The sequence below is a fragment of the Streptomyces capoamus genome (assembly GCF_014654935.1).
GTDB lineage: Bacteria > Actinomycetota > Actinomycetes > Streptomycetales > Streptomycetaceae > Streptomyces > Streptomyces capoamus.
Genome location: NZ_BNBF01000002.1, coordinates 440,246 through 449,600 on the forward strand (window position 1 = coordinate 440,246; position 9,355 = coordinate 449,600).

Genomic DNA, 9,355 nt, shown 5'->3' on the forward strand with positions numbered 1-9,355 from the left:
ACCCGGCTGGTGCTGCCCGGCGTGCGCGTGGACCTGGTGAAGCTGGCCGCGTACGAACGGGTCTGCGGCTTCCCGACCGGCGAGCCCGCCCTGCCGGTCACCTACCCGCACGTCCTCGGCTTCCCGCTGGCCATGCGGCTGATGAGCCGCCGTGACTTCCCGCTGCCGCTGCTGGGCCTGGTGCACACCTCGGTCGAGATCGTGCGGGGCGCGGCGCTCGCGGCCGACGGTGCGTACGAGCTGTCCGTCCGGGTCGACGGACTCGCCGCGCACCGGCGCGGGACCGAGGCCGCGGTGGTGACGGAACTCCGCTCGGAGGGCACGGTGGTGTGGGCGTCCCGCAGCACGTACCTGGCCCGGCACCGCACCGGCCCCGCCGCGTCCCCCGTGCGGGGACGGGACACCGGCGCGCGGCTGCCCGCCGTCGCCGAGTGGAGCCTCGCCGGGGACGTGGGGCGGCGGTACGGGGCCGTGTCCGGTGACCGCAACCCGATCCACCTGCACCCGCTCACCGCCCGCCTGTTCGGCTTCCCCCGGGCCGTCGCGCACGGCATGTGGACCCTGGCCCGCTGCCTGGCCGCCCACGGCACCGGTGACTGCACCATGGTGCGGGCCGGGTTCCGGGCGCCGGTCCCGCTACCGGGGACGGTGACCTACGGCGCCGACGGCAACGGCCGCTTCGAGCTGCGGGACGGCGGCGGACGGCTCCACCTGTGGGGAGCGGTGAGCTAGGCGGCCGGCTCCCCTGCGCCGACGGACTCCAGGAACGGCCGCACCGGCAGCAAACGGCGAGCCACGCCGGCACCGGCCGGGCACGGCGAGCCAGGACGGCCCGCCCGCACGGCGAGCCACGGCGGCCCGTCGTCTGCAGCCGCACGGCGAGCCACGGCAGCCCGCTCGCCTGCACCCGCACGGCCCGGCAACCACCGCACCCGCCGGGCAACAGCGGCCACGCCGGCACCGGCCGGGGAACGGCGAGCCAGGACGGCCCGCCCGCACGGCGAGCCACGGCAGCCGGCTCGGCTAGACCGGCGGCATTCAGGAACGGCCACCCCGCCGGGGAACGGCGAGCCAGGACGGCCCGCCCGCACGGCGAGCCACGGCAGCCGGCTCGGCTAGACCGGCGGCATTCAGGAACGGCCACCCCGCCGGGGAACGGCGAGCCAGAACGGCCGACCCGCACGGCGAGCCGCGGCAGCCGGCTCGGCTAGACCGGCGGCATTCAGGAACGGCCACCCCGCCGGGGAACGGCGAGCCAGGACGGCCCGCCCGCACGGCGAGCCGCGGCAGCCGGCTCGGCTAGACCGGCGGCATTCAGGAACGGCCACCCCGCCGGGGAACGGCGAGCCAGGACGGCCGACCCGCACGGCGAGCCACGGCGGCCTGTCGTCTGCAGCCGCACGGCGAGCCACGGCAGCCCGTTCGCCTGCACCCGCACGGCCCGGCAACCACCGCACCGCCGGGGAACGGCGAGCCACGCCGGCCGGCTCGGCTACGCCGGTGGGGTCCAGGGGCGGCCCCGCATCAGGTTGCCCAGGCCCGCCCACGCGAAGTTCATCAGCGTGGTGGCCGCCTGGCGGGCCGTGGCCCCCGGTGTGGCGTTGGCCCACGCGGCGAGCGACTCGGCGGCCCCCACCAGCGCTTCGGCCAGCCCGGCCACCTCGTGTTCCGGCAGGTCGGGGTCGCGGTGGGCCTCCCGGGCCGCCACCGCGACCAGCCGGGTCACGAACGCGACGATCTCCGCGCGCATCGCGGCGGCCTCGGCCGCGAAGGGATCCCCGTGCGTACGGGCCTGGAGGTGCAGCACCGACCAGCCGTCGGGGTGCTCGGCGGTGTGCGCGAAGAACGCCTGCAGGCCGTCCCAGAGCTGCCGGTCGGCGGGCAGCCCCGGCCGGACGCCCGCACCGACCGCCGCCGTGAGCGCGGCGGCCTCGCGGCGGATGCAGGCCGTGAAGAGGTCTTCCTTGGAGTTCAGGTACAGATAGACCAACGGCTTGGACACGCCCGCGAGTTCGGCGATCTCGTCCATCGAGGCGGCCATGTACCCGCGTTGCCCGAAGATCCGCACGGCGGCGTCGAGCATCTGCTGCTCGCGCACCGCCCTCGGCATCCGTTTGGTCTTGACGGCACCCATGGGGGCAAGACTAGTTGGGCGGGGGCCCGCGCTAGCGGGGAGCGGCGGCACCGCCCTGTGTCCGCGCGGCGTCGACGGCCTCGTCCTCCTGGCTGCGGTTGGCCTCCAGGTTGGCCTTCATCCGGTCGACCTTGCCCACGATCCGCACGGACGCCCGGTCCCGCTCCTTGCGCAGCACCACCCAGCTGATGGGGGCCGACAGGACCATGGCCAGCAGCAGGACCCACAGGCCGTTGGAGTTGCCGAAGCCGCGCGGGAAGATGCCCGAGTAGACGGCACCCCAGACGACCACGAGGCAGCCCGCGAAGATACCGAGGCGCATCAGCGTGTAGCGGAGCATCTCAATCCACTCGTCCGATTCCAAAAGGGGTCATCGTCCAGTGAAGCACGGACCGGGGGCGATCACTCAGGGGGGTCGGCTCAGCCGAGCGGCAGCAGCATGAACACCTCGTCGCGGTCGTCGCCCGGCGCGACGCGGATGGCGTCCGGGACGCGGCCGACCTCCTTGTAGCCGCAGGAGGCGTAGAACCGCTCCAGCCCGTGCCCGCCCCGGCAGGTCAGCCGGATCGCCTGGACGCCCTCCATCCGGCGGGCCGCGTCGGCGGCGGCGGCCAGCAGGTCGCGGCCGTACCCCCGGCCCTGGTGCCGGGGGTGGACCATCACCGTGTACAGCCACACCCAGTGCGTCATCAGCCGGTGCGTGTTGCGGGTGAGGAAGGCGGTCGCCGCGACCTCGCCCGTCTCGTCGTGGCCGACCAGCAGCCGGGTGCGCCCCTCAACCATCTGCACCAGGTAGCGCACCAGTTCGGGCCGCACCTCCTGGCGGGTCACCGGTGGCACGAAGCCGACGGCACCGCCCGCGTCGGAGACGGCCGTCCACAAGTCGAGGATGCCGTCGCGGAGGTCCGGGGTGATCGCCGGGTCCAGGGTGAAGGTAAGAGGCACAGAGCGAGTTTACTTATTACCCGAGGGCTTGGACAGCCACCCCGAGGTCGGCCACCAGGCCCTGGTAGGCCTGCTCGCGGTCGTCCGCGCGCAGCACCGAGGAGGGGTGGACGGTGGGCACCAGCCGCTCCGGCCGGCCGTGGATCTCGCGTTCGAGCACCGTGCCGCGCACCTCGCCCACCCGGAACGCCGGCCCCAGCAGCGCCTTGCCGGCCGTCGCGCCCAGGACCACGATCAGCTCCGGCTCGACCAGCGCCAGTTCCGCGGCCAGCCAGGGGCCGCATGCCGTCATCTCCCGCAGGCTCGGCGCCTTGTGGATCCGGCGCTTGCCGGGTGCGGCCCGGGTGAACTTGAAGTGCTTCACCGCGTTGGTCACATAGGCCTCGGCGGGGTCGAGGCCGGCCTCCGCCAGGGCCCGGTCGAGCAGCTTGCCGGCGGGCCCGACGAAGGGCTTCCCCTGCCGGTCCTCCTGGTCGCCGGGCTGCTCCCCCACGAGCATCACGCGGGCGTCGGCGCTCCCGGCGCCGAAGACGGTACGGGTGGCGGCGCGGTGCAGGGGGCAGCCGCGACACCCGGCCGCTGCGCGGCGCAGGGCGGTGAGGTCCGCACCGTCCGGCACGAAGGGCTCCGCGGTGTACGCGTCCTCAGGCGCTCGCGTGGTCGCCATGGGGTCCGAGTACCCCCCGCGGGGTCCCGGACGCCCTGCCGTCCGCGGCCGTGTCCTGGCCGGTCGCGCGGTTCCCCGCGCTCCCGGGCCGCAGCACCCGCACCGGTCGCCCGCCGGGTGTCACACCCGCATCGGCTGCGGGGACTCCCGGCGCTCCGGGTCCGGGCCGTCGAACTCGCGGATGATCTCGTAGCGCGTGTTCCGCTCCACCGGGCGGAAGCCCGCGTCGCGGATCAGTTCCAGGAGGTCGTCGCGGGTCAGCTTGTTCGGCGTGCCGAAGTTGTCCGCGTCGTGGGTGATCTTGTACTCGACGACCGAGCCGTCCATGTCGTCGGCGCCGTGCTGGAGGGCGAGCTGGGCGGTCTGCACGCCGTGCATGACCCAGAAGACCTTGACGTGCGGGACGTTGTCGAAGAGGAGCCGGGACACGGCGAAGGTCTTCAGCGCCTCGGCACCGGTGGCCATCTGCGTCCGCGCCTGGAGGCGGTTGCGGATCTTGCCGTCCTTCATGTCCACGAAGTCGTGCTGGTAGCGCAGCGGGATGAAGACCTGGAAACCGCCGGTCTCGTCCTGCAGTTCCCGCAGCCGCAGCACGTGGTCCACGCGGTGGCGGGGCTCCTCGATGTGGCCGTACAGCATGGTGCACGGGGTCTTCAGACCCTTCTCGTGCGCCAGGCGGTGGATGCGGGACCAGTCCTCCCAGTGGGTGCGGTGGTCCACGATGTGCTGCCGGACCTCCCAGTCGAAGATCTCCGCGCCGCCGCCGGTGAGGGACTCCAGGCCCGCGTCGATCAGCTCGTCCAGGATCTCCGAGGCCGACAGACCGGAGATCGTCTCGAAGTGGTGGATCTCCGTCGCCGTGAAGGCCTTCAGCGAGACCTCCGGCAGGGCGGCCTTCAGCTCCCGCAGCGAGCGCGGGTAGTAGCGCCACGGCAGAATGGGGTGCAGGCCGTTGACGATGTGCAGCTCGGTGAGGTTCTCCGACTCCATCGCCTTGGCGAGTTTGACGGCCTCCTCGATGCGCATCGTGTACGCGTCCTTCTCGCCCGGCTTGCGCTGGAACGAGCAGTAGGCGCAGGAGGCCGTGCACACGTTCGTCATGTTGAGGTGCCGGTTGACGTTGAAGTGGACCACGTCACCGTTCTTGCGGGTGCGCACCTCGTGGGCGAGGCCGCCGAGCCAGGCCAGGTCGTCCGACTCGTACAGCGCGATGCCGTCCTCGCGGGTCAGCCGCTCACCGGAGCGGACCTTCTCCTCCAGCTCGCGCTTGAGGCCGACGTCCATACCCACACCTTTCCACGACAACTCGACCCACCGTATCCCTAGACCTCTTCGGGCAGTTCCCCGACCCGGTTCTCCCACTTCGTGGACAGCACGATCGTGGTACGGGTGCGGGAGACACCCTTGGTGCCGCTGAGCCGGCGGATGGTCTTCTCCAGGCCGTCGACGTCCGTCGAGCGCACCTTGAGCATGAAGGAGTCGTCGCCGGCGATGAACCAGCAGTCCTCGATCTCCGGCAGGTCCCGCAGCCGCTGGGCGACGTCCTCGTGGTCGGCGGCGTCCGAGAGCGAGATGCCGATCAGCGCGGTGACGCCGAGGCCGAGGGAGGCCGCGTCCACCGTCGCCCGGTACCCGGTGATGACACCGGCCGCCTCCAGCCGGTTGATGCGGTCGGTGACGCTCGGGCCCGACAGGCCGACGAGGCGCCCCAGCTCCGCGTAGGAGGCCCGGCCGTTCTCCCTCAGGGCCTGGATGAGCTGCCTGTCCACCGCGTCCATGCGATCGAAGCCTTCCGGTGAAAGTTCCTGAAGTGATGAGAGGTACTGCTGCTTGCCTTACGCGTCCGCCGTGCCGCCGCCGAGGTCGCCCTTCCACCGCCGGTACAGGCCGTGCGCGACACCGGCCGCGTCCAGCACCCGGCCGGCGACGAAGTCCACGAGGTCCTGGATGTGGGTGGCGCCCGCGTAGAAGGCGGGCGAGCCCGGGACGACCGTGGCGCCGGCGTCGTCCAGGGCGACGAGGTGGCGCAGCGTCTGCCCGTTCAGCGGGGTCTCCCGTACGGCCACGACCAGCGGCCGGCGCTCCTTCAGTGTGACGCTCGCCGCACGCTGGAGCAGGTCCTTGGACAGGCCGAGCGCCACACCGGCCACGCAGGCGGTGGAGGCGGGCACGATCAGCATGCCCTTCACCGGGTACGACCCCGAGGAGGGGCCGGCGGCGAGGTCGCCCGCGCTCCAGTACCGCACCCCGTCGACGTCCGCCGCGAAGGTGGCCGGCTTGCCGTCGGCGCCCCGGCCGAGCCATTCCCGCAGGTCGTCCTGCCAGTGGGCGTCGCGGAACGCGATCCCCGTCTCGTCCAGCAGGGTCAGCCGCGAGGCCCGGCTGACCACCAGGTCCACCGCTTCCCCCGCCTCCAGCAGCGCCCGCAGCACCGCGGCGGCGTACGGCGTCCCGGAGGCTCCGGACACCCCCACGATCCAAGGCACGCGCTGCGTTTCTCCTGCGTTCACATCTTGAGCGTACCGGTGGGTCGGGCAGGGCTCAGGCCGGGTGGGCGCCTGGGGCACCGGCCGCGCCCCCGCGTGCGCGCGAGGGGGCCGCCCGTCCTCAGACGGTCAGGCCGCGGACCAGAAGGTCGAGGAGCGCGCACACGAACAGGGCGATGCCGATGAAGCCGTTGACCGAGAAGAAGGCACGGTTCAGCCGGGAGAGGTCGTGGGGGCGGACGATGCGGTGTTCGTAGACGAAGGCTCCGGCGACGATCAGCAGACCGAGCCAGAAGAAGGCGCCGGCGTGGGTGGCCAGCCCGTACCAGACGAGCAGGGCCGTCGTGAGGGCGTGGCAGACCCGCGCGCCCCGGATCGCGGCCGGGACGCCGAAGCGGGCCGGGACCGACATGACGCCGGTCTCGCGGTCGGTCTCGACGTCCTGGCAGGCGTAGATCAGGTCGAAGCCGCCGATCCAGATGCCGACGGCCAGGCCGAGGATCACCGCCGTCCAGGACCACTCGCCGCTGATCGCCAGCCAGCCGCCGATCGGGCCCATGGACTGGGCGAGACCGAGGATGGCCTGCGGGAAGTTGGTGAAGCGTTTCCCGTAGGGGTAGACCACCATCGGGATGACCGCGACCGGGGCCAGGGCCAGGCAGAGCGGGTTGAGCAGGGCCGCCGCGCCCAGGAAGACCACCAGGGCGATCAGGGCGCCCGTCCAGGCGTGCCGGACCGACATCGCGCCGGTCACCAGTTCGCGGTGGGCCGTGCGCGGGTTCCGGGCGTCGATCTCGCGGTCGATGATCCGGTTGACGGCCATGGCGAAGGTGCGCAGGCCGACCATGCAGACCGTGACCAGGAGCAGGCGGCCCCAGTGGATGTTGCGGTCCCACTCGTACATCGCCGTCAGGGAGGCGATGTAGGCGAAGGGCAGCGCGAAGACCGAGTGCTCGATCATGACCAGGCGCAGGAAGGCCTTGGTGCGGCCCGGCTGCGGCAGGGCGGCGGATGCCGACGTCACAGTCCGTACTCCTTCCAGCGGCGGTCCACCAGGGCCGCCGTATCAGGGTCCGGCAGGACCATCTCCGGCCAGCCCCCGTCCCTGGTGTAGCCCTCCTCCGGCCACTTCCGCGTCGCGTCGATGCCCGCCTTGCCGCCCCAGAACTGCTGGTAGGAGGCGTGGTCGAGGTGGTCGACGGGTCCTTCCACGACCGTGAGGTCACGGGCGTAGTCGGTGTTGCCGAGGGCCCGCCAGGCGACCTCGTGCAGGTCGTGCACGTCGCAGTCGGCGTCCACGACCACGATCAGCTTGGTCAGGGACATCATGTGCGCGCCCCAGACGGCGTGCATCACCTTCTGCGCGTGCTTGGGGTACTTCTTGTCGATCGAGACGATCGCGCAGTTGTGGAAGCCGCCCGCCTCGGGCAGGTGGTAGTCCACGATGTCCGGGACGATGATCTTCAGCAGGGGCAGGAAGAAGCGTTCCGTGGCACGGCCCAGGGGACCGTCCTCGGTGGGGGGCCGGCCCACGACGATCGACTGCAGCAGGGGGCGCCTGCGCATCGTCACGCAGTCGATCGTCAGCGCCGGGAAGGGCTCCTGCGGGGTGTAGAAGCCGGTGTGGTCGCCGAAGGGGCCCTCGGGCAGCATCTCGCCCGGCTCCAGCCAGCCCTCCAGGACGACCTCGGCGTTCGCGGGCACCTGCAGCGGGACCGTCTTGCAGTCGACCATCTCGATGCGCTTGCCCGCGAGGAACCCGGCGAACAGGTACTCGTCGATGTCGCCGGGGAGCGGGGCGGTGGAGGCGTACGTCACGGCGGGCGGGCACCCGAAGGCGATCGCGACCGGCAGGCGTTCGCCCCGGCGCGCGGCCACCTGGTAGTGGTTGCGGCTGTCCTTGTGGATCTGCCAGTGCATGCCGATCGTGCGCTTGTCGTGGCGCTGCAGCCGGTACAGGCCCAGGTTGCGGGTGCCGGTCTCGGGGTCCTTGGTGTGGGTCAGGCCCAGGTTGAAGAAGGAGCCGCCGTCCTCGGGCCAGGTGAACAGCGCCGGGAGCCGGTCGAGGTCGACGTCGTCGCCGCGCAGGACGACCTCCTGCACCGGCGCCTCCTTCACCTTGCGCGGCGGTACGTGGGTCATCGCGCCCAGCTTGCCGAAGGCCTCGCGGACGCCGACGAAGCCGTGCGGCAGCTCGGGCCGCAGCAGGCCGCCGATCCGCTCGGAGATCTCGCCGTACGACTTCAGGCCCAGCGCCTTCAGCAGGCGGCGGTCGGTGCCGTACACGTTCATCGCGAGGGGCATGGCCGAGCCGCGCACGTTCTCGAAGAGCAGCGCCGGGCCGCCGGACTTCTGCACCCGGTCGACGATCTCCCCGACTTCCAGGTACGGGTCCACCTCGGCCTTGATGCGCTTGAGGTCTCCCTCGCGCTCCAGCGCCCGCAGCAGGGAGCGAAGATCGTCGTAAGCCATGTGTCCCAGTATCTGCCACCCGCTACCCTGGCCCGGTCACCAGGGTCCGACTCACGGTACGGGGAGTACGCGCGGCCATGCTCAGGTATCTGCCGTTCCTGCTGGTCATGGCGCTGTTGATCTACTCCGTCAGCTGGCTGTTCACCGGCCGTACCCGGCGCGGACCGGCGGGCGGCGCCGGCCAGGCCGAGCGGCCCCGCGGCACCGCGGGGCGCTGGGTCGCCCCGGACGACAATCCGGAGTTCCTGAAGTCCCTGGACGAGCGCACCCGGGGCGGGGACGACGGCCCCCGGCGGGACTAATGCCTGCCGGTCCGCGGACGGCGTGAGGCTCCGTCAGACCGCTGGCGGGGCACGGGTGTTAACGACTTGCCACCGCCGGTCCGGGGTGGGGTTAATGGTCGGCAGCGAGACACTAGGGATCGCCTGACCTCTGGGGGACCACATGGAGACCGGCAAGCCGCCCGAGCGCCCGGCCCAGGCACCACCGTCCGCACCGGACGCCCCGCCGTACGCGCCGCCCTCCGGCCCGCCGCCGGAGCCGGCGGCCGCCGCGCGCTCCGGGCCGCCCATGCCGGACGTACCGCCGCCGGCCCGCACCGCCGCGCCGGCCGCCGTGGAACTGCGGGTCAGCAAGCGGATCCTGTGGATC

11 protein-coding genes and 1 pseudogene are annotated in these 9,355 nt (G+C 72.6%); 3 read left to right on the forward strand and 9 right to left on the reverse strand.

Annotation, left to right across the window (positions count from 1 at the left end; translation table 11 throughout):
• On the forward strand, positions 1-732 hold a 732-nt coding region (locus IE312_RS05525; RefSeq protein WP_229899109.1), incomplete at its 5' end, for a MaoC/PaaZ C-terminal domain-containing protein.
• A 760-nt stretch (positions 733-1,492) separates the two neighbouring features.
• Here the strand turns inward: IE312_RS05525 and IE312_RS05530 are convergent.
• From IE312_RS05530 to IE312_RS05570, 9 genes are all read right to left on the reverse strand, one after another.
• Positions 1,493-2,134 carry a TetR/AcrR family transcriptional regulator gene (locus IE312_RS05530; protein ID WP_189978842.1) on the reverse strand — a complete coding sequence of 214 codons (642 nt, stop codon included), beginning with the start codon at positions 2,132-2,134 and terminating at the stop codon, positions 1,493-1,495.
• A gap of 31 nt (positions 2,135-2,165) precedes the next feature.
• Entirely contained in the window at positions 2,166-2,474 is a 309-nt protein-coding gene (locus tag IE312_RS05535) for a DUF4229 domain-containing protein (RefSeq protein WP_189978844.1), read from the reverse strand.
• 80 nt (positions 2,475-2,554) lie between these two features.
• A complete protein-coding gene (locus IE312_RS05540; RefSeq protein WP_189978846.1) occupies positions 2,555-3,079 on the reverse strand; it encodes a GNAT family N-acetyltransferase in 525 nt (174 codons plus the stop codon).
• A gap of 16 nt (positions 3,080-3,095) precedes the next feature.
• A complete protein-coding gene (locus IE312_RS05545; RefSeq protein WP_189978848.1) occupies positions 3,096-3,746 on the reverse strand; it encodes a UdgX family uracil-DNA binding protein in 651 nt (216 codons plus the stop codon).
• Between the two features lie 120 nt (positions 3,747-3,866).
• Entirely contained in the window at positions 3,867-5,030 is a 1,164-nt protein-coding gene (gene mqnE / locus IE312_RS05550; RefSeq protein ID WP_189978851.1) for an aminofutalosine synthase MqnE, read from the reverse strand.
• Positions 5,031-5,068: 38 nt separating this feature from the next.
• Positions 5,069-5,524: an Lrp/AsnC family transcriptional regulator gene (locus IE312_RS05555; RefSeq protein ID WP_103812702.1), complete on the reverse strand. Its 456-nt coding sequence runs from the start codon at positions 5,522-5,524 to the stop codon at positions 5,069-5,071.
• 57 nt (positions 5,525-5,581) lie between these two features.
• On the reverse strand, positions 5,582-6,232 hold the full coding sequence (locus IE312_RS05560; RefSeq protein ID WP_189978996.1) for a UbiX family flavin prenyltransferase: 651 nt from the start codon (positions 6,230-6,232) through the stop codon (positions 5,582-5,584).
• Positions 6,233-6,353: 121 nt separating this feature from the next.
• Positions 6,354-7,256, reverse strand: coding sequence for a menaquinone biosynthesis prenyltransferase MqnP (gene mqnP, locus IE312_RS05565; protein WP_189978852.1), 903 nt, complete (start codon positions 7,254-7,256; stop codon positions 6,354-6,356).
• Positions 7,253-8,704, reverse strand: a complete 1,452-nt coding sequence (locus IE312_RS05570) for a menaquinone biosynthesis decarboxylase (protein WP_189978855.1) — start codon at positions 8,702-8,704, stop codon at positions 7,253-7,255. Before IE312_RS05570 ends, mqnP begins: the two co-directional genes overlap by 4 nt.
• Positions 8,705-8,781: 77 nt before the next feature.
• Between IE312_RS05570 and IE312_RS05575 the strand changes: the two genes are divergently transcribed.
• The gene (locus IE312_RS05575; RefSeq protein ID WP_189978857.1) at positions 8,782-9,006 is read left to right on the forward strand and encodes a hypothetical protein; all 225 of its coding nucleotides are present in this window, start codon (positions 8,782-8,784) and stop codon (positions 9,004-9,006) included.
• A 142-nt stretch (positions 9,007-9,148) separates the two neighbouring features.
• Positions 9,149-9,355 (forward strand): annotated as a pseudogene (locus IE312_RS38945) (hypothetical protein); the annotation flags it as partial.

Excerpts from the sequence above, each read along its gene's own strand:
- IE312_RS05535 (WP_189978844.1), bottom strand. The coding sequence starts at position 2,474 with ATGCTCCGCTACACGCTGATGCGCCTCGGTATCTTCGCGGGCTGCCTC.
- IE312_RS05545 (WP_189978848.1), bottom strand. The coding sequence starts at position 3,746 with ATGGCGACCACGCGAGCGCCTGAGGACGCGTACACCGCGGAGCCCTTC.
- IE312_RS05570 (WP_189978855.1), bottom strand. The coding sequence starts at position 8,704 with ATGGCTTACGACGATCTTCGCTCCCTGCTGCGGGCGCTGGAGCGCGAG.
- IE312_RS05530 (WP_189978842.1), bottom strand. The coding sequence starts at position 2,134 with ATGGGTGCCGTCAAGACCAAACGGATGCCGAGGGCGGTGCGCGAGCAG.
- IE312_RS05575 (WP_189978857.1), top strand. The coding sequence starts at position 8,782 with ATGCTCAGGTATCTGCCGTTCCTGCTGGTCATGGCGCTGTTGATCTAC.
- IE312_RS05555 (WP_103812702.1), bottom strand. The coding sequence starts at position 5,524 with ATGGACGCGGTGGACAGGCAGCTCATCCAGGCCCTGAGGGAGAACGGC.
- mqnE (WP_189978851.1), bottom strand. The coding sequence starts at position 5,030 with ATGGACGTCGGCCTCAAGCGCGAGCTGGAGGAGAAGGTCCGCTCCGGT.